Annotated in this window: 18 protein-coding genes; 10 read left to right on the top strand and 8 right to left on the bottom strand. The window is 67.4% G+C overall.

From position 1 onward, the window contains the following. Positions 1-16 precede the first annotated feature (16 nt). Entirely contained in the window at positions 17-475 is a 459-nt protein-coding gene (locus tag AC1DGE_RS10675) for a flavin reductase family protein (RefSeq protein WP_175321743.1), read from the bottom strand. A gap of 206 nt (positions 476-681) precedes the next feature. Here AC1DGE_RS10675 and AC1DGE_RS10670 point away from each other — a divergent pair, with 206 nt between their 5' ends. The 3 genes from AC1DGE_RS10670 to nrdR all read left to right on the top strand — a co-directional run bounded on the left by AC1DGE_RS10670 (position 682) and on the right by nrdR (position 3,342). After that, a complete protein-coding gene (locus AC1DGE_RS10670; RefSeq protein ID WP_441418870.1) occupies positions 682-1,263 on the top strand; it encodes a hypothetical protein in 582 nt (193 codons plus the stop codon). Beyond that, the gene (hisD, locus tag AC1DGE_RS10665) at positions 1,260-2,687 is read left to right on the top strand and encodes a histidinol dehydrogenase (protein ID WP_476917434.1); all 1,428 of its coding nucleotides are present in this window, start codon (positions 1,260-1,262) and stop codon (positions 2,685-2,687) included. The genes AC1DGE_RS10670 and hisD overlap by 4 nt, the downstream gene beginning before the upstream one ends. Positions 2,688-2,850: 163 nt before the next feature. After that, on the top strand, positions 2,851-3,342 hold the full coding sequence (gene nrdR, locus AC1DGE_RS10660; RefSeq protein WP_175321615.1) for a transcriptional regulator NrdR: 492 nt from the start codon (positions 2,851-2,853) through the stop codon (positions 3,340-3,342). 142 nt (positions 3,343-3,484) lie between these two features. On the opposite strand, the gene ppgK is transcribed toward nrdR, so the two are convergent. Next, positions 3,485-4,288: a polyphosphate--glucose phosphotransferase gene (ppgK, locus tag AC1DGE_RS10655; RefSeq protein ID WP_441418868.1), complete on the bottom strand. Its 804-nt coding sequence runs from the start codon at positions 4,286-4,288 to the stop codon at positions 3,485-3,487. Positions 4,289-4,354: 66 nt separating this feature from the next. After that, positions 4,355-5,233, bottom strand: coding sequence for a type I methionyl aminopeptidase (gene map, locus AC1DGE_RS10650; protein ID WP_441418867.1), 879 nt, complete (start codon positions 5,231-5,233; stop codon positions 4,355-4,357). A 98-nt stretch (positions 5,234-5,331) separates the two neighbouring features. Here map and AC1DGE_RS10645 point away from each other — a divergent pair, with 98 nt between their 5' ends. Next, the gene (locus AC1DGE_RS10645; RefSeq protein WP_175321618.1) at positions 5,332-5,499 is read left to right on the top strand and encodes an SPOR domain-containing protein; all 168 of its coding nucleotides are present in this window, start codon (positions 5,332-5,334) and stop codon (positions 5,497-5,499) included. Positions 5,500-5,631: 132 nt separating this feature from the next. Here AC1DGE_RS10645 and panB read toward each other — a convergent pair whose 3' ends face one another. Further along, positions 5,632-6,582 (bottom strand): 3-methyl-2-oxobutanoate hydroxymethyltransferase, encoded by a 951-nt coding sequence (gene panB, locus AC1DGE_RS10640; protein ID WP_441418866.1) that lies wholly within the window; start codon positions 6,580-6,582, stop codon positions 5,632-5,634. Between the two features lie 273 nt (positions 6,583-6,855). Between panB and glnA (AC1DGE_RS10635) the strand changes: the two genes are divergently transcribed. The 5 genes from glnA (AC1DGE_RS10635) (at position 6,856) to AC1DGE_RS10615 (ending at position 14,169) form a co-directional block, all read left to right on the top strand. Next, positions 6,856-8,196 (top strand): type I glutamate--ammonia ligase, encoded by a 1,341-nt coding sequence (gene glnA / locus AC1DGE_RS10635; RefSeq protein ID WP_138769615.1) that lies wholly within the window; start codon positions 6,856-6,858, stop codon positions 8,194-8,196. A gap of 9 nt (positions 8,197-8,205) precedes the next feature. Then, entirely contained in the window at positions 8,206-11,217 is a 3,012-nt protein-coding gene (locus AC1DGE_RS10630) for a bifunctional [glutamine synthetase] adenylyltransferase/[glutamine synthetase]-adenylyl-L-tyrosine phosphorylase (RefSeq protein ID WP_476892741.1), read from the top strand. 186 nt (positions 11,218-11,403) lie between these two features. Further along, entirely contained in the window at positions 11,404-12,849 is a 1,446-nt protein-coding gene (locus tag AC1DGE_RS10625; RefSeq protein ID WP_441418934.1) for an amino acid ABC transporter substrate-binding protein/permease, read from the top strand. Beyond that, positions 12,846-13,595: an amino acid ABC transporter ATP-binding protein gene (locus tag AC1DGE_RS10620; RefSeq protein ID WP_441418864.1), complete on the top strand. Its 750-nt coding sequence runs from the start codon at positions 12,846-12,848 to the stop codon at positions 13,593-13,595. The genes AC1DGE_RS10625 and AC1DGE_RS10620 overlap by 4 nt, the downstream gene beginning before the upstream one ends. A 58-nt stretch (positions 13,596-13,653) precedes the next feature. Then, on the top strand, positions 13,654-14,169 hold the full coding sequence (locus AC1DGE_RS10615) for a GNAT family N-acetyltransferase (protein WP_441418863.1): 516 nt from the start codon (positions 13,654-13,656) through the stop codon (positions 14,167-14,169). Positions 14,170-14,232: 63 nt separating this feature from the next. Here AC1DGE_RS10615 and AC1DGE_RS10610 read toward each other — a convergent pair whose 3' ends face one another. The 3 genes from AC1DGE_RS10610 to glnA (AC1DGE_RS10600) form a co-directional block, all read right to left on the bottom strand. Further along, positions 14,233-14,526: a DUF6221 family protein gene (locus AC1DGE_RS10610; RefSeq protein ID WP_476892740.1), complete on the bottom strand. Its 294-nt coding sequence runs from the start codon at positions 14,524-14,526 to the stop codon at positions 14,233-14,235. A gap of 21 nt (positions 14,527-14,547) precedes the next feature. Further along, on the bottom strand, positions 14,548-14,997 hold the full coding sequence (locus AC1DGE_RS10605) for a hypothetical protein (RefSeq protein ID WP_441418861.1): 450 nt from the start codon (positions 14,995-14,997) through the stop codon (positions 14,548-14,550). Positions 14,998-15,187: 190 nt separating this feature from the next. Continuing rightward, on the bottom strand, positions 15,188-16,612 hold the full coding sequence (gene glnA, locus AC1DGE_RS10600; protein ID WP_138769611.1) for a type I glutamate--ammonia ligase: 1,425 nt from the start codon (positions 16,610-16,612) through the stop codon (positions 15,188-15,190). A gap of 298 nt (positions 16,613-16,910) precedes the next feature. On the opposite strand from glnA (AC1DGE_RS10600), the gene AC1DGE_RS10595 reads away from it, so the two are divergent. Further along, complete coding sequence (locus AC1DGE_RS10595; protein ID WP_441418860.1) at positions 16,911-17,348, top strand: RDD family protein; 438 nt, start codon at positions 16,911-16,913, stop codon at positions 17,346-17,348. A 161-nt stretch (positions 17,349-17,509) separates the two neighbouring features. Here AC1DGE_RS10595 and AC1DGE_RS10590 read toward each other — a convergent pair whose 3' ends face one another. Beyond that, entirely contained in the window at positions 17,510-17,872 is a 363-nt protein-coding gene (locus tag AC1DGE_RS10590) for a DUF3817 domain-containing protein (RefSeq protein WP_476917433.1), read from the bottom strand. Between the last annotated feature and the right edge of the window lie 149 nt (positions 17,873-18,021).

The following is an 18,021-nucleotide window of genomic DNA, read 5'->3' as shown; positions in this document are numbered from 1 at the left end:
ACGGCCCGCGGGCGGCCTAGATTTCGTAGTCGAGCGGCACCGGCTGGCCGTAGCTGCCGCCGTGGTAGAGCAGCGGCGCGCCCTCGCCGCCGATCGCGCCGTCGACCACCTCGACGACCACTACCGCGTTGTTTTCGAAAGAGAGCCGCATCTGGATCTTGCCGATCAGCCAGCCGGAGACATCCTTGAGGATGGGGACCTCATGGGGCCCGAGCTCCCAATGGTCGCCCTCGAAGCGGTCCCGGGAACGGGCGAAGCGGTCGGCGAGCTGCTGATTGCCCAACCCCAGCATGTGCACGCCGATGTAGCCGGAATTCGCGACGGCGGGCCAGGAGCGGGAGGTCCGCGCCATGTTGAAGGTGAACCGGGGCGGCTTGGCCGATAGGGACGCCACCGAAGTTGCGGTGAAACCGTAAGGGACGCCGTCGTAGTTCACGGTGATGATGGCGACTCCGGCCGCATGGCGGCGGAACATTTCCTTAAACGTTCCTTCGAAGGCTTCTTCGGCTGAGGCCACGGTGGGTCATCTCCCTGCTGTTCTGCGACTGGTGCTCACTGCCAGCGTATTCCTGCGGGCGCCGCCTGCGGTATTCGGCCGGCGCCCGGGAGGGTTCCGGGCGTCACGTCCCGTGCGGCGGCGTAATGTCCGGCGCCGCCGGATCCTTTGTTAAGGTTTGTTGCATGACACAACCTGCGGTGCACGTGCCCGTTCACGACCACGACGGCGGACCCTGGCCTGCCGCGCCCGGCCGGCCGGGCGCGTCCGTGCCGTGGACGGGGCTGGCCGTGATCGCCGCTGCAGGTGTTCCGGTGGGACTGTTGTGGTGGCTGCTGGCGCCGACCGGGCTGAACCTCATTACCCGGGACCCGGCATTGGCCGCCGGCAGCAACCCCGAAACGTGGCTGCCGCGGGACCTTGTCCTGGCCGGGCTGTTCCTGCTGGCCGGCTGCCTGTCCGGGATCTTCATTGCCGGCAACCGGCCCGCCCGGCTGGGAACCGCGACGGTGGTCCTGGCCGTCGCCGCGGGTGCCGTTGGGGCCCTGCTGGCCTGGGGGACCGGCGTGCTCGCCGGAACCTGGTGGAGCGCTCCGGTGGATACTTCGGCCAGCGCCAGCATCGCCTTCTCGCTCCGGGCCTACGCCATGCTGGTCATCTGGCCTGCTGCCATCGCCCTCGCGATCTTCCTCTCCACAGTGTTTGGCTCATCGGAGCCCAAACCGGCGTCCGGGGGCACCGCGCCGGAGCGTAAAATGGACGAGTGACTCCAACTGCTGACAGCCCTGTGCCCTCCGCTCCCTCCGCCCTCAACTTCCGCACCGTGGACGTGCGCGGGCAGCAGTTGTCCCTCGCCGGGCTCCGCGCCGCCGTTCCGCGGGCGCAGCACGGCACCGTGGCCGACGCGGAGCAAAAGGTCCTGGACATTATTTCGTCGGTCCGGACGCGCGGCTTCGAGGCGCTGCGCGAGCTGGCGCTGAACTTCGACGGCGTCGAACAAGCCCACCCGCGGGTTCCCGCCGAAGCCCTCAAGGCAGCCCTGGACGGCCTGGACCCCGCAGTGCGCGCCGCCCTGGAGGAGTCCATCCGCCGGGCACGCCGCTTCGCTGACGCTCAGCGTCCGGCCGACACCGACGTCGAACTCGGCGAAGGTGCCGTGGTCAGCCAGAACTGGGTCCCGGTGGCCCGGGTCGGGCTCTACGTCCCCGGCGGTCTGGCGGTCTACCCCTCCTCGGTCATCATGAACGTGGTCCCGGCGCTGGCAGCAGGCGTGGAATCCATTGCCCTGGCCTCGCCGCCGCAAAAGGACTTCGGCGGCCTCCCGCACCCCACGATCCTGGCGGCGGCGTGCCTGCTGGGCATTGAGGAGGTCTATGCGATCGGCGGCGCCCAGGCCATTGCAGCGTTCGCCTACGGCATCCCCGGTGGAACCGGAACGGGAACCGGGACCGGAGCCGGGACCGGGACCGGCGCTGCCGCCGGCATCGACGCCGGTATCGACCCGGTCGATGTCGTCACCGGACCCGGAAACATCTTCGTGGCCACCGCCAAGCGGCTTGTGAAGGGTGTGGTGGGAATCGACTCGGAGGCCGGCACCACCGAAATCGCCATCCTGGCCGACGCCACCGCGCGCCCGGGCCTCGTCGCGGCCGACCTGATCAGCCAGGCCGAGCACGACCCGCAGGCCGCTTCCGTGCTGATCACCGACTCCGAGGAACTCGCCGCCGCCGTCCGCCGCGAGCTCGAACTCCAGGCCGCCGCGACCAAGCACAGCGCCCGGGTCCGGCAGGCCCTGTCCGGTCCGCAGTCCGGCGTCGTGCTGGTCGAGGACCTTGAGCAGGGCATCGCTGCCTGCGACGCCTACGCGGCTGAACACCTTGAAATCATGACCGCGGACGCCGCCGGCGTCGCCGCCCGGATCCGCAACGCCGGCGCCATCTTCGTGGGGGACTACAGCCCGGTCAGCCTGGGCGACTACTGCGCCGGTTCCAACCACGTGCTGCCCACCAGCGGAACGGCCGCGTTCTCCTCCGGGCTCAACGTGACCACGTTCCTGCGCGCCATCCAGGTGATCAACTACAGCCGGAGCGCGCTGGAGGAGGTCAGCAGGCACATCGTCAGCCTCTCCGGCGCGGAGGACCTGCCTGCTCACGGCGAAGCAGTCACCGCACGGTTCTCGGCCAGCAGTTAGGGCGGCTGGCGGGCAGTCCCGCCGGAACAGCGCCCAACCACAACATGTAGTAATTACAGGCTTGTTATTCAGCAACATCTAGTCGTAAACTGATCCCGGAAGCACCAAACGTGGTGCCTCGGCTCTCTACAGGGATCCAGCTTGCGACAGGGGAGGAACCGACGTGTATTGCCCGTTCTGTCGTAACCCTGATTCGCGCGTGGTGGACAGCCGCATCGCCGACGACGGCTCCGCCATTAGGCGCCGCCGGCAGTGCCCCGAATGCGGACGCCGGTTCACCACGGTGGAAACCACTAGCCTGACCGTGATCAAGCGCTCCGGCGTCGGCGAGCCGTTCAGCCGCAGCAAGGTCATCAACGGCGTTCGTAAGGCCTGCCAGGGCCGCCCCGTCACCGAAGACGACCTCGCCATGCTGGCCCAGGAAGTCGAGGAGACCATCCGGGCCTCCGGCGCAGCCGAGATAGATGCCCATGAGGTGGGCCTCGCGATCCTCAACCCCCTGCAGCGCCTCGATGAGGTGGCCTACCTGCGCTTTGCGAGTGTGTACCAGGCCTTCGAATCGCTGGAAGACTTCGAGTCCGCCATCGCCCTGCTCCGCCATGAGGCCGAGTCCAAGGGGCTGGAAGGCAAGAGCTCGCAGAAGAGCCCGCTCTAGGCTCAACCAAGTTCCGGTGGTGGCAGCGGAGGGGAAGCCGTGGCCACCACCGGCTCCAACCCAACTGACTCGCAGTTGTTGTCGCTTTGAGCGTTCAAAACGACACCTAGTGCCAGTCAGTTGGGTTGTTGTGCGTCCGGGACTACTTGGCCAGCTTGTGCGTGAGGGCGACCTCGATGGCCGCGCCCACGATGCCGGCGTCGTTCTTCAGCTCGGCCGGAACGATCGGCGTGCGCAACGACATGTGCGGCAGGTATTCGTCGGCCCGCTTGGAGATGCCGCCGCCCACGATGAACAGTTCCGGTGAGAAGAGGAACTCGACGTGGGAGAAGTAGCGCTGCAGCAGCACGCTGTATTCGGCCCAGCTCAGGCCGTCGCGCTCACGGGCGACGGCGGAGGCCTTGCTCTCGGCGTCGAAACCGTCGATTTCCAAGTGGCCCAGTTCGGCGTTGGGGACGAGCTTGCCGTCGAAGATGAAGGCGGAGCCGATGCCGGTGCCGAGGGTGATCACCAGGACGGTGCCGGAGATGCCTTCGCCGGCACCGTAGCGGGCCTCGGCCAGGCCGGCGGCGTCGGCGTCGTTGATGACCTCGACCGGGCGGCCGAGCCGTGCGGTGAGCAGGGCATCGATGTCCAGGTTCAGCCAGGAGTTGTCGACGTTCGCCGTCGAGTGGACCACGCCGTGCTGGATGATGCCAGGGAAGGTCACGCCGACCGGAGAGTCGGCTGCGGGGGCGTCGGGACGCTTGGACAGCTCCGCTACCACCTGCGCCACGACTTCGGCAACGGCCTCCGGAGTGGACGGCTGCGGGGTGGGCACGCGGAGCCGGTCGCCGACGAGCTTGCCCTTCTTCAGATCAACGATTCCGCCCTTGATGCCGGTGCCACCGATGTCGATGCCGATCAGCGGTGCGTTCTTCTTCGACTTCTCGTCCTTCTTGGCCAATGTTGTTCCGTTCGTGGCAGGGGCGGGGTGGGTCTTGTTGTTGATTTTTGAAAGGCGGTGCGGGGATCAGGGCAGGGTCAGGACTTCGGCGCCGGACTCCGTGACCAGCAGGGTGTGCTCGAACTGTGCGGTCCGTTTGTGGTCGCGCGTCACCACCGTCCAGTCATCGGCCCACATGTCCCATTCGACCGTGCCCAGCGTGAGCATCGGCTCGATCGTGAAGACCATGCCGGCCTCCATGACGGTGTTGTAGGCCGGGGCGGCATCGTAGTGCGGGATGATCAGCCCGGTGTGGAAGGCCTCACCGACGCCGTGCCCGGTGAAGTCCCGGACTACGCCGTAGCCGAATCGCTTGGCGTAGGACTCGATGGTCCGGCCGATCACGTTGATTTCGCGGCCCGGGGCCACGGCGCGGATGGCGCGGCGCAGGGACTCTTCGGTGCGTTCGACCAGCAGCCTGGACTCCTCGTCGACGTCGCCCACGAGGAAGGTGTAATTGGTGTCGCCATGCACGCCGCCGATGAAGGCCGTGATGTCGATGTTCAGGATGTCGCCGTCCTGGACCACGGTGCTGTCCGGGATGCCGTGGCAGATCACTTCGTTGAGCGAGGAGCACAGGGACTTGGGGAAACCACGGTAGCCGAGGGTGGACGGGTAGGCGTTGTGGTCGAGCAGGAATTCGTGCCCCACCTTGTCCAGCTGGTCGGTGGTGACGCCGGGGACGATGTGCTTGCCGACCTCCACGATGGCCTGGGCGGCAATCCGTGAGGCGATCCGGATCTTCTCGATGGTCTCGGCTGACTTGACCTCTGAGCCCGTGAACTTGGCCGGAGCAGGCTTGCCGACGTATTCAGGGCGCGGTATGGACGCCGGCACGGCAAGCTGCGGGCTGACTGTTCCCGGGACAAGGGTGCCGATGGGTGCAGTCGAGGTGAGGGAAGGCATAGATTGATTCTATAAGCCCCCGGGCGCAGCCCGGAAAATACAGCGGAAAATGCATCCGGAAAAACAGCCGGAACCAGGCACACGCAGAAGGAGCCCCGATGACCGAATACTGGTACAACGTCAACACCCACGAGATCGAGGAAGACGCCATGTCCGACTGGAGCCAGCTGATCGGCCCCTACAAGACCCGCGAGGAAGCCGAACACGCCCTCGAAAAGGTCAAGGCCCGCAACGAGGCCTGGGAAAAGGGCGACGACGACGCGTAACGGCGTGCCGGCTCCCGTTGTCCTCCTGGTCCACGGGTTGCCCGGCTCCGGCAAGTCCACGCTCGCGGCGCAGTGGAAGTTGAAGCGCTGTGCCGGCCGCTCCGGCCCCTGCTGGAACCCGTTGCTTTGCGGTTAGAAGGAATGTTCCGGGCCGGGGAAGTGGCCTGATCGGACGTCGTCGCCGTAGGCCTTCGCGGCGTCGCTGAGGGTGGTCCGCAGATCCGCGTACTGCTTGACGAACTTGGCCATCTTTCCGCCGCGCAGCCCGGCCATGTCCTGCCACACCAGCACCTGGCCGGTGGTCGCGTTGCCGGCGCCGATGCCGATCGTGGGGACCTCGACGGCGGCGTCCACGGCGGCCGCCGTCGGCGCCGGAACCATTTCCATCAGCACACAGAACGCGCCGGCGTCGGCCAGCGCGACGGCGTCGTCGATCAGCCGCTGGGCGTCGTCGCCGCGGCCCTGGACCCGGTAGCCGCCGAGGGCGTGCTCACTTTGCGGCGTGAAGCCGATGTGCGCCATCACCGGGATGCCGGCCTGGACCATGGCCCGGACGGTCTCGGCATAGAACTTGCCGCCCTCGATCTTGACCGCGTGCGCGAGCCCTTCCTTGAGGAACCGTACGCCCGTCGCCACTGCCTGCTGGGCGGAGACCTCGTAGCTGCCGAAGGGCAGGTCGGCCACCACGAGGGCGCGCCGCGCGGAACGGGTTACCGCGCGGCACAGCGGGATCAGCTCGTCCACGGTGACGGGCAGGCTCGTTTCATTGCCGAAGACATTGTTGGAGGCCGAATCTCCGACCAGCAGCACCTCGATGCCGGCCGCATCGAAGATCTCGGCGGTGTACTGGTCGTAAGCCGTCAGCATGGCGAAGCGCTCACCGTTGAGCTTGGCCTGGCGCAGGTGGTGCGTGCGGATGCGGCCGGCGGGTTTGGCGGCAGTGTCTTTGGCGGCGCTGTCTTTGGCGGCGCTGTCCGGCGCCGGCTCCTGGCCTGCGCCGGCCGCGCCCGTTGCGGGGCCGTTGCCGTAGGGTGCGGCGAGTTCTGCGGACGTGCTGGAATCGGGGCTGTTGCTGGGGGCCATGCCACGAGCGTAGTGCGATACCCGGCGTCCTAGCTACCGGGCGGCCCCCCGGCCCGGTGATAGCCGTCACAAACGGGGCGTCCGGGCACCACGGGAGGGACACCCAAGCGGCGGTTCGGCGGCCGTTGTGTTAACGGTGTGTTACGCCGGTGCGCTACGCCAGCAATCCCCGGGAATGCTTAGTAGAGTGATTCGAGAGCAGCTGCGGGCGCCAGCCAGGACGAGTAGTCGGGACGGGTCCGGGGCACGGACGTAGACCCGGAAAGAGGCACCATGGACCGCCAGCAAGAGTTTGTCCTGCGGACGATCGAAGAGCGTGACGTGCGCTTTGTGCGCTTGTGGTTCACCGACGTCGTGGGATCGCTGAAGTCTGTGGCCCTCGCCCCGGCCGAAGTTGAAGGCGCCTTCGAAGAGGGCCTGGGCTTCGACGGGTCCTCGATCGAGGGCCTGGCCCGCGTCTTCGAATCCGACATGCTGGCCCAGCCGGACCCCTCCACCTTCCAAATCCTGCCGTGGCGCGGCGAGACGGAAGCGACCTCGCGGATGTTCTGCGACATCCTGACGCCCGACGGCGAGCCCTCCGCGGCGGATCCGCGCAACGTCCTCAAGCGCAACCTCGCGAAGGCCGCGGACATGGGCTTCACCTGCTACACCCACCCCGAAATCGAGTTCTACCTGCTCAAGTCCCAGCAGCCGGGCCCGGACGGCGCGCCGGTTCCGGTGGACGAGGGCGGCTACTTCGACCACGTTCCCGGGGGCGTGGCGCAGGACTTCCGGCGGACCGCCGTGACCATGCTGGAGTCGGTGGGCATCTCGGTCGAGTTCAGCCACCACGAGGCCGGCCCGGGCCAGAATGAGATCGACCTGCGCTACGCGGACGCCCTGCAGACCGCGGACAACATCATGACCTTCCGCACCGTGATCAAGGAGGTCGCGCTGCAGCAGGGGACCTACGCGACCTTCATGCCCAAGCCGTTCACCGCGCACCCGGGCTCCGGCATGCACACGCACTTCTCGTTGTTCGAGGGCGACACCAACGCCTTCTACGAAGCCGGGGCGGAATTCCAGCTCTCCGAAACGGCCCGGCAGTTCATCGCCGGCATCCTCAAGCACGCCCCCGAATTCACTGCCGTGACCAACCAGTTCGTGAACTCCTACAAGCGCCTCTGGGGCGGGGGAGAAGCGCCCAGCTACCTGAGCTGGGGCCACAACAACCGCTCGGCCCTGGTCCGGGTTCCGCTGTACAAGCCCGGCAAGGGCCAGTCCGCGCGGATCGAATACCGCGGCATCGACTCGGCCGCCAACCCTTACCTCGCCTACGCCGTGCTGCTTGGTGCCGGGCTGAAGGGCATCGAAGAGGGCTACCAGCTGCCCGCCGCCGCCGAGGACGACATCTGGTCGCTGAGCTCGGCCGAGCGCCGTGCCATGGGCCACGATCCGCTGCCGGCCAGCCTGCACGACGCGATCCGGACCATGGAGGATTCCGAGCTCATGCCGCAGATCCTGGGCGAGCAGGTCTTCGAGCACTTCCTGCGCAACAAGCGGGCCGAGTGGCAGGACTACCGCCTCCAGGTGACGCCCTACGAGCTGCAGCGCAACCTGGCCATCCTTTAGGCGGCCGCGGTGAGCCTGGCACGGCGCCTCATCGCCGCGGGTTTTAACGACCTGGACAAGGGCGAGCGGTTCCTGGCCGCCCCGGAGCTGGCGGGCCTGGACGAGGATGCCCTGTTTGCCGGGCTGCAGCTGGCCGCCAACCCGGACACGGCTCTGCAGTCCCTGGTCCGGCTGATCGAGAAACACCCGAAGCTGCGGGACCTGGCCGCGGCCGAGCCGGACCGCAGCGAGCCGCTCTACCGGGTGCTCGGCGCTTCCGAGGCGCTGGGCGAGTTCCTCATCCGGCACCCCGAGCACCTGGACGCCTTCGACACGACGGCCAGCCCCGAGCCGCAGGCAGCCGACGCCGCCGGGTTGCGCACCCGGCTGCTGCAGTCGGTCCGCGCCGACCCGAAGGCCGCCCGTCCGGTCGCGGCCGTGACCGGGCAGGAAGGGTACGAGGCCCTCCGCACGGCGTACCGGCGGGGGCTCGTGGAGCTCGCCATCAAAGACATTTGCGCCGCCGATCCGCTGGACTTCATGCCCGCCGTCGGGGCCGAACTGGCTGACCTGGCCGGCGCCGCGATCGAGGCAGCCCTGGCCGTGTCCCGGGCCGAGGCGGCGGAGCAGTTCAGCGCAGCGGACGTGGCCGACATCGGTCTGGCCGTGATCGGGATGGGCAAGTGCGGCGCCCGCGAACTGAACTACATCTCCGACGTCGACGTCATCTATGTGATCGAGGCCGGCGCCCTGGAGGACTCGCGGGCGAACACCATCGGCACCGCCCTGGCCTCGGGGATTTCACGGGCCATCATGTCCACCGGCCGGGAGCCGGGGCTCTGGGAGGTCGACGCCAACCTCCGGCCGGAGGGCAAGTCCGGGCCCCTGGTGCGCACCTTGGCCTCGCACGAGAGCTACTACGCGCGCTGGGCCGAAAGCTGGGAATTCCAGGCCCTACTCAAGGCCCGCACCATCGCCGGCGACGCCGGGCTCGGCGCCCGCTACGAGGCCGCCGTCGCGCCGCTGATCTGGTCCTCCGCGGGCCGCGAAGGGTTCGTCGAGTCGGTCCGTTCGATGCGCCGCCGGGTCACCGAGCACATCCCGGCCGAGGAGGAGCAGCGGCAGATCAAACTGGGCCGCGGCGGGCTGCGCGACGTCGAATTCACCGTCCAGCTGCTCCAGCTGGTGCACGGCAAATCCGACGAAACCCTGCGCTGCCGGGACACCACCTCGGCCATCGCTGCGCTTTCCGCCGGCGGCTACATCGGACGCTCCGACGCCAAGGAATTCGACCGCGACTATCGGTACCTGCGCCTGCTCGAGCACCGGATCCAGCTCTTCCAGCTGCGCCGCACCCACCTGATGCCGGTCAAGGAAGCGTCGCTGCGCTCCCTCGCCAAGGCGGTGCTGGGCCCGTTCTCCAACGAACGTCCGCACCCGGACGCGCTGCTCAAGGCCTGGCGCCAGACCAAGCGTTCCGTGCGGGAACTGCATGAACGCATCTTTTACCGGCCGCTGCTCAACACCGCGGCCGCGCTGAGCAGCGAGGAGGCCAAGCTCACGCCCGAAGCCGCGCAAGGCCGGCTCGCCGCGCTCGGCTACCTCGATCCTCCCGGCGCCATGCGGCACATCGAGGCGCTCACCGGCGGCGTGAGCCGGCGCGCCGCGCTGCAGCGCCAGCTGCTGCCGATCCTGCTCGGCTGGCTCGCCGAGGGCGTGGACCCCGACGGCGGGCTGCTGGCCTTCCGCCGGGTCAGCGAGGCGCTCGGCACCACGCACTGGTACCTCGGCCTGCTGCGGGACTCGACGGCGGCGGCCGAGCGGCTGTGCCATGTGCTCTCCAATTCCCGGCTCATCTCGGACCTGCTGGAGGTCTCGCCAGAGTCCGTGGCCTGGCTCGGCTCGGACAAGGACCTGGCGCCGCTCAGCTACGAGGCGCAGTGGCTGGAGATCACCTCCAAGATGTCCCGGCACTCGGACCCGGAAAGCGCCATGCGCCTGATCCGGCTKATCAGACGCCGGGAGATCCTGCGCATCGCCATCGCGGACAGCGCCGGACTGCTGGACCAGGACCAGGTGGGCGCGGCCCTGGCCGATACCGACCGGGCCGCCGTCCTCGGCGCCCTGCGGGTGGCCGAGACGGTCGTTGCCGCCGGGGAACCACTCAAAACCCGGGTGCTGGTGGTGGCGATGGGGCGTCAGGGCGGCCGCGAGATCGGCTACGGCTCGGACGCCGACGTCATGTATGTGCACCGCGGCCTGCCCGGCGTGCCGGAGGACGAGGCGCAACAGCAGGCAGCCCGGATTGTCGGCAAGCTCTCCAGCCTGCTGACCCAGCCGCTCAAACCTGCCATCCTCGCCGAACGCGTGCTGATGGTGGACGCGGACCTGCGCCCGGAGGGCAAGAGCGGACCGATGGTGCGTTCGCTGGAGTCCTACGCCGAGTACTACCGCCGCTGGTCCCTCATCTGGGAGGCCCAGGCGCTGCTGCGTGCCCGGCCGATGGCCGGCGACGACGAACTTGCCGCCGATTTCGTAGCGCTGATCGATCCCATCCGCTACCCGGAGACCGTTGCGGAGCAGGATGTCCGTGAGGTCAGGCGGGTCAAGGCCCGCATGGAGTCCGAACGTCTGCCACGCGGCGCGGACCCGGCCCGGCACCTGAAACTGGGCCGCGGCGGCCTGAGCGACGTCGAATGGCTCGCGCAGCTGCTGCAGCTGCGGCATGCCGGCAGGCATCCGGAGCTGCGGACGACTTCCACCGTCCAGGCCCTCGAAGCAGCCGCCAGCCTGGAGCTGCTGGAGGCCGGGGAAGTGGTGCTGCTGCTGCGGGCCTGGCGGCTGGCGAGCCGGATCCGCTCCGCCAACGTGATCTGGACCGGACGCGCCTCGGACGTGCTGCCGTCCTCGCGCCGCGACCTGGAAGCCGTGGCCCGCTGGTGCGGCTACGGCCACGGCAACGCCGCCGAGCTTGAGGAGGACTACCTGCGGCTCAGCCGGCGGGCACGGGCCGTCTTCGAGCGCGTCTTCTACGGCCAGTAGGCGGCCGGGCCGACATCTGCCTCGCCGTCGGTCAAATGCGGGTAGCCTCGAGGGGTACTTTGCCGGTCCTCCGGACCGGCTGCCGCACTTACCTAGGGGTTGTTTAACTTGCCCAGACTCCAGCAGACCGGGGCCGCCCGGCCGCGGACGGCCACGGTCGTCGGAGCGTTGCTGGCCTTCGCCGCCATGCTCTTCGGTGCCTCAGGTGCCGCCGCGGCCCCCGCGGCCGCACCCGCAGCGCACCAGTCCGTCGATCGGGCCCAGCCGGCCGCCGCGCCGTCGAGCCTTTCCGGAAAGACCTTCGTCATCGGCACGGACACCACGTTCGCCCCCTTCGAATTCCGTGACGCCGGCGGTGAACTGACCGGAATCGACATGGACATCATCCGTGAGATCGCCAAGAGCCAGGGATTCGCCGTCGAGATCAAGTCGCTCGGCTTCAACGCGGCCCTGCAGGCGCTGTCCTCCAACCAGGTCGACGGCGTGATCGCCGGCATGTCGATCACGGAACCCCGCAAGCAGATCTACGACTTCTCCGACCCGTACTTCGAATCGGGCGTCCAGATGGCCGTCGCCAAGTCCAACAAGGACATCGAGGGCTACGAGGACCTCAAGGGCAAGACGGTCACCGCCAAGACCGGCAGCGAGGGCGAGACGTTCGCCAAGTCGATCGCCGGCAAGTACGGCTTCACGGTCAAGTCCCTGGACCAGTCCGCCACCATGTACGAACTCGTGAAGTCCGGCAACGCCGTCGCAGTCTTCGATGACTACCCGGTGCTGGCCTACGGGATCAGCCAGAACAACGGCCTCAAGGCCGTGTCCGAGAAGGAAAAGGGCGGCTCCTACGGTTTTGCCGTCAACAAGGGCAAGAACCCGGAACTGCTGAAGGCGTTCAACACCGGGTTGGCGGAGTTGAAGTCCAGCGGCAAGTACCAGGAAATCCTGGACAAGTACCTCAAGGACCCCACGCAGGCCGCCCAGTCCAGCTTCTGGGAGCTGCTGGCCAACAGCTTCCCCGCCCTGATGAAGGGCCTCGGGAACACCGTCCTGGTCACCGCGATTTCCTTCGCCCTGGCCATGCTGATCGGCCTTTTCATGGGGTTCATGAAGATCTCCACGAGCGCGCTGCTGCGCGGGATCGCCACCACCTTCGTCAGCATCTTCCGCGGGACCCCGCTGCTGGTCTGGGCCTTCTTCTTCTACTTCGGCATCCCGCAGCTGACCGGCCAGCCGATCGACATCTGGGTGGCCGGCGTGCTGACCCTCAGCCTCAACGCCGGCGCCTACATCACCGAAATCGTCCGGGGCTCCATCCAGTCCGTGGACCCGGGCCAGCTCGAAGCCAGCCGCAGCCTGGGCCTGGGCTACGCGAAATCCATGCAGAAAGTCGTGGTCCCGCAGGCGTTCAAGATCATGACGCCGTCCCTGATCAACCAGCTCATCATCATGCTCAAGGACAGCTCGCTGCTGCTCGCCATCGGCTTCGCCGAACTGCTTTACCAGGGCCAGCAGATCTACGCCGGGAACTTCCGGATCACCGAAACCCTGCTGATCGTCGCGGTCCTGTACTTCGTGGTGATCATGCTGCTGACCAAGCTGGCCAACGTTGCGGATAAGAGGTTCAACAAATGAGCACGGCAGTCACTGCACCCAGCAAGATTTCCGTCCGGGAGCTGAAGAAGTCCTTCGGCGCCAATGAAGTCCTCAAGGGCATCAACGCGGAGGTTGCCGAAGGCGAGGTGGTCTGCGTGATCGGGCCCTCCGGCTCCGGCAAATCCACTTTCCTGCGCTGCCTGAACAAGCTGGAGGACATCACCGCCGGCCACGTCACGGTGGACGGTTTCGACGTGACCGACCCCAAGGTGGACATCAACGAGGTGCGCCGGCACATCGGCATGGTCTTCCAACACTTCAACCTGTTCCCGCACATGTCCGTGATCGAGAACATCATGCTGGCACCGGTGGAGTCGAAGAAACAGGGCAAGGACGAAGCCCGGGCCAACGCCCTGAAACTGCTGGAGCGCGTTGGTCTCGCCGAGAAGGCCGATGCCCGTCCGGCGTCGCTCTCCGGCGGCCAGAAGCAGCGCGTGGCGATCGCCCGGGCGCTGGCGATGAACCCGGACATCATGCTCTTCGACGAGGCCACGTCCGCGCTGGACCCGGAAATGGTCGGCGAGGTGCTGCAGGTGATCAAGGACCTTGCCCGCGAGGGCATGACGATGGTGCTGGTCACCCACGAGATGGGCTTCGCCCGTGAAGTGGCCGACCGGGTGCTGTTCATGGCCGACGGCGTCATCTGCGAGCAGGGCGCTCCGGAGGAGTTGTTCGGCAACCCGCAGCAGCCGCGGACCCGGGAATTCCTCTCCAAGGTCCTCTAGGCGTTGTCCGCCGGGCTGCCCGACGGCGGGGCAGCCCGGCTTTGGATACGCTTCTGATATGTCTGAACACGTGTGGCTGATCGCCTTGAAGAACCTCGACGACGACGCCCGGGCCATCAAGCTCGGGGAGGTCGCCGGACTGGAGCTGGGCGAGGGGCAACGGAAGTTCGTCGGGGATCCGCTGCGGATGATGCTGATGGGACTCGAAGAGGGTAGCCGCTTTCCCTATGTCATGGATTCCAACGGCTCGGCCGTCGGCGTGGCAACCCTGCAGGCCGGGGCCGCACGCGCCGCCGGCTGGGCCGACGACGATTCCGCCTGGCTGCTGCGCGGTTTCCTCGTGGACCGGCGGCAGCAGGGCAGGGGATTCGGTGCGGCCGCGGCAGCCGCGGCCGTGCGTGAAGCCGCCAGGCTCACGTCCGCGCTGGGCGGGGAGCAGCGCGGCGTCGTCCTGTCCGTCAACGAGGCCAACCCGGCGGGTCAGGCCGCCTACCGCAAGGCCGGATTCGAGGACCGCGGGCAATACCTGGGCGGCGACGCCGGCCCGCAGCGGATCATGTACCGGGGGTTTTGAACGGCCCACGAGACAGTCCGCCCGGGCTGCTGATTGTGATGTTACGTGCGGAACGCGCCGCACTCATTCGTGGGTCGCGGCCCACTCCGGGTCGAAATCCGGGTGGTCCTCGTAACCTGCGGCGAGGATGTTGAGCATGGCGCGGCGGGCCATGGCCAGTTCGCCCTGGGCGTCCGTGCTGTCGAAGAGGTCCGCCGAGGCCCGCTTCCAGCGCGCCAGGATCTCCCGCTTCTGGGCACACTCGGCGCGCATTGGCGCGGCGAGCGGGGGAGACGCCGAGTGGTCCGGAACGGGGGCGTGCCGGAGCTCTGCTTCTTCTTCATCGATTCGAGCTTCTAGAAACTCCACAATATCCACACCACGGATTGTGCCACGCCACTACGCCGGGTGGGAGGTTTCGCCGCCGTCGGGCCGGTTGTCATCCGCTGAGGTGAGGGCTGCCCGGATGAGCCGGGAGTAGTGCCGGTCATGGGGAGCGAGGCGGTCCAGGTGCGCAGCCAATTCCTCCACCCGCTCAATCACGGTCCGCCGCTCCTCAACGAGGGCTAGCAGGTAGCGCCTGTCCCGGGCGGACTGGTCGGCCACGCCGCCGACAAATTCGTTCTCGTCTGCCGTGAGTCTTTCCTCAATTGCGGCGAGAGCCGCGTCCGGGGAGTCTGCCGGGGCGGGTGCGGGGGTGGGCGCCGTCGGGGATCCTGCTGGCTCGCCCGGCGTTGCCGCAACCGCCGCCGATTCCCCGAGGCCATCGCGGCGGTCCAGGCGGGAGTAGCCGGGTGCCGGGTCGTCGGCCACGAGGTGTTGGCGTATAAAGCTTCGGAACCGGGACATCACCGCTCCTCGATGTAGTTCCTGGGACCAAGCGTAGCCTCGAATTGGCGGAGACGGACGGCTAATTATCTCCGGGTGCGGCACAAAGCGGCTTGACCCCGGCCTGGACAGCCCGGCTAAGCGGCACATGACACAAAAAAGGCCGGCCCAGAGGTTTCGCGAACCTCCGGACCGGCCTTTTGTCTGCGGGCTAGACGCCGTAGTAGAGCTCGAACTCGTACGGGTTCGGGCGCAGCGAGAGCGGGCGGATCTCGTTCTCGTACTTGTACTCGATCCAGGTGTCGATCAGGTCCTGGGTGAAGACGCCGCCGGCCTGCAGGAACTCGTTGTCCTCGGCCAGGGCTTCCAGGGCTTCCTCGAGCGTGCCCGGGGCCTTGGGGATGTCCTTGGCTTCCTCGGCGGGGAGCTCGTAGAGGTCCTTGTCGATCGGCGCCGGCGGTTCGATGCGGTTGCGGATGCCGTCAATACCGGCCATCAGCTGGGCCGCGAAGGCCAGGTACGGGTTGGAGGAGGGGTCCGGAGCGCGGAACTCGATGCGCTTGGCCTTCGGGTTCGAGCCCGTGATCGGGATGCGGATACCGGCGGAGCGGTTGCCCTGCGAGTACACCATGTTGACCGGAGCTTCGAAGCCCTTGACCAGGCGGCGGTAGGAGTTCACCGTCGGGTTGGTGAAGGCCAGGACGGCGGAGGAGTGCTTCAGCAGGCCGCCGATGTACCAGCGGGCGGTGTCGGACAGGCCCGCGTAGCCCTTCTCGTCGTAGAAGAGCGGCTCGCCGCCGTTCCACAGCGACTGGTGGCAGTGCATGCCCGAGCCGTTGTCACCGAAGACCGGCTTCGGCATGAAGGTAACCGACTTGCCCCAGGCATCGGCGGTGTTCTTGATGACGTACTTGAACTTCTGCAGGTCATCGGCCGCGTGGGTCAGGGTGGTGAACTTGTAGTTGATCTCAGCCTGGCCGGCGGAACCGACCTCGTGGTGGCTGCGCTCGACCTCAAGGCCGGCCTCATCCAGCGCGATGCACATGGCGTCGCGCAGGTCGGCCTGCTTGTCGGTCGGGGAGACCGGGAAGTAACCGCCCTTGACGGGGGTCTTGTAACCGAGGTTTCCGCCTTCTTCTTCGCGGCCAGTGTTCCAGTGGGCTTCCTCGGAGTCGATCTTGTAGAAGCTGCCCTGCGGGGAGGACTGGTACTGAACGTTGTCGAAGACGAAGAACTCGGCCTCGGGGGCGAAGAACGCGGTGTCGGCAATGCCGGTGGAGGCCAGGTAGGCCTCGGCCTTCTCGGCCACGCCGCGGGGATCGCGGTGGTACGGGTCGCCCGTGCGCGGGTTCACGATGGAGAAGTTCAGCGCGAGGGTCTTCTCGATGCGGAAGGTGTCAACGAACGCCGTCGTGACGTCCGGGATGAGCTGCATGTCCGACTCGGCGATGCCCTGGAAACCGCGGATCGACGATCCGTCGAAAAGCTGGCCGTTGACGAAGAAGTCCGCGTCAACACTCTTGGCGGGGACGTTAAAGTGCTGCTGAACGCCCGGGAGGTCGGTGAAGCGGATATCAACGAATTTGATGTCTTCGTCTTTGATGAACTTGAGGACTTCGTCCGCAGTCTTGAACATCTATGCTCCTTACGCATATGAAAGATCTGGCCGTGAGGCCGTGTGGTCCAGCGCAGTCCGACGGCGGGGAAAACGCAGTGTTCACCCCGCCTACGGTGCCGCTAGCAACTGTTACCACCCTAAGGACACGGGATTTCCCCACGGTGTCCGCTTTGTTTCGGGCAGGTTACAGAATGCGCTGACGTGTTAAAGCTAGTCGCTGTCCACAGTGTGGCCTATCCGGGTCTGATCTGTGACCGCCCAGCGTCCAGATGGTGAACACCCCCGAGGGCCGCCCGGGAGACGATAGGCTTGGGGGGTGGTTGATCGTAAAGACATAGGCTCGTGGCTCAGCGGACCGGACACGTCCGGCATCTCCAAGTATCCGGGGGAGCGGCTGGGCCTGCCCGAGTCCGGCCCCGGCTCGATTGCCCGCGCGGGCCGGCGGATCCTGGCCATCTGCATCGACTGGGGGATCGCCCTGTTGATCAGCAACTTCGCTTTTGGCGGGAACTCCTGGGCCACGCTGGCGGTGTTCGCCGTCGAACAGGCCCTGCTGGTCGGAACCCTGGGCTACAGCATCGGGCACCGGATCATGGGGATCCACGTCATCCGGCTTGGCGGCGGTCCGGCGGGTCCGCTCCCGGCCCTGGTCCGGAGCGTGCTGCTTTGCCTGGTGATTCCCGCCGTCATCTTCGACCCGGACCACCGCGGCCTGCACGACAAGGCCATGAACACGGTGCTCGTCCGGATGTAGCCGCCGCGGGGTTGGGCGTCGGGGACGAATCCGCCGCTGTTCTGTGCCGAAAGCGGCTGCGAATTGCCGAAAATGGCCGCTATGGCACCCGACTAAGCGGCCGTTTGTGGTGAATGGACGGGCGTGGTGCCGCAAGGTGATCCCACCGGACCCTGCTGACTCTAGACCCGGGTTGTTTCCTCGGCCGGGATCGATGTGACTCCGTGCGGACCTTCAGCCAGATAGCCGCGCCAGCCGGCCCAGCGTTCGAACCAGATGGTGGTGAACGGCAGGACCGCGGAGAGCCCTGCGAACAGCGCCACCCGGAACGGCCAGCGCTGCAGCCGCCACAGCGCCAGGGCGGACAGGCCGTAGCCGATGAAGAACGCCCCGTGGACCGGCCCCGCCAGTTCGACGCCCAGTTCGGTGGTCCGGAGCACCCACTTGAGGAACATTCCCACCAGCAGTGCTGCCCAGCTGAAGGCTTCGGCGACGGCCAGGATCCGGAAGATCCTGATCACGGCGGTCTTGGCGGGAAGTTTCATGGGGCAGTCTCCGGATTCGGTCGTGGCGGTTCCGCGCGCTGGGGCCGGCGCCCGGCGTCGTACGGTCGGTCGTCAGGGATAACGCAGGGGTTAAAGTGGACCGCCCCGGCTCCCGGCAAGATGCCGGCAACCGGGGCGCCCCGGGAAAG

Source organism: Arthrobacter sp. 05N425, from assembly GCF_056397125.1.
The sequence above is the reverse complement of the archived record's forward strand: the minus strand, read 5'-3'. Positions and strand labels throughout refer to the sequence as shown.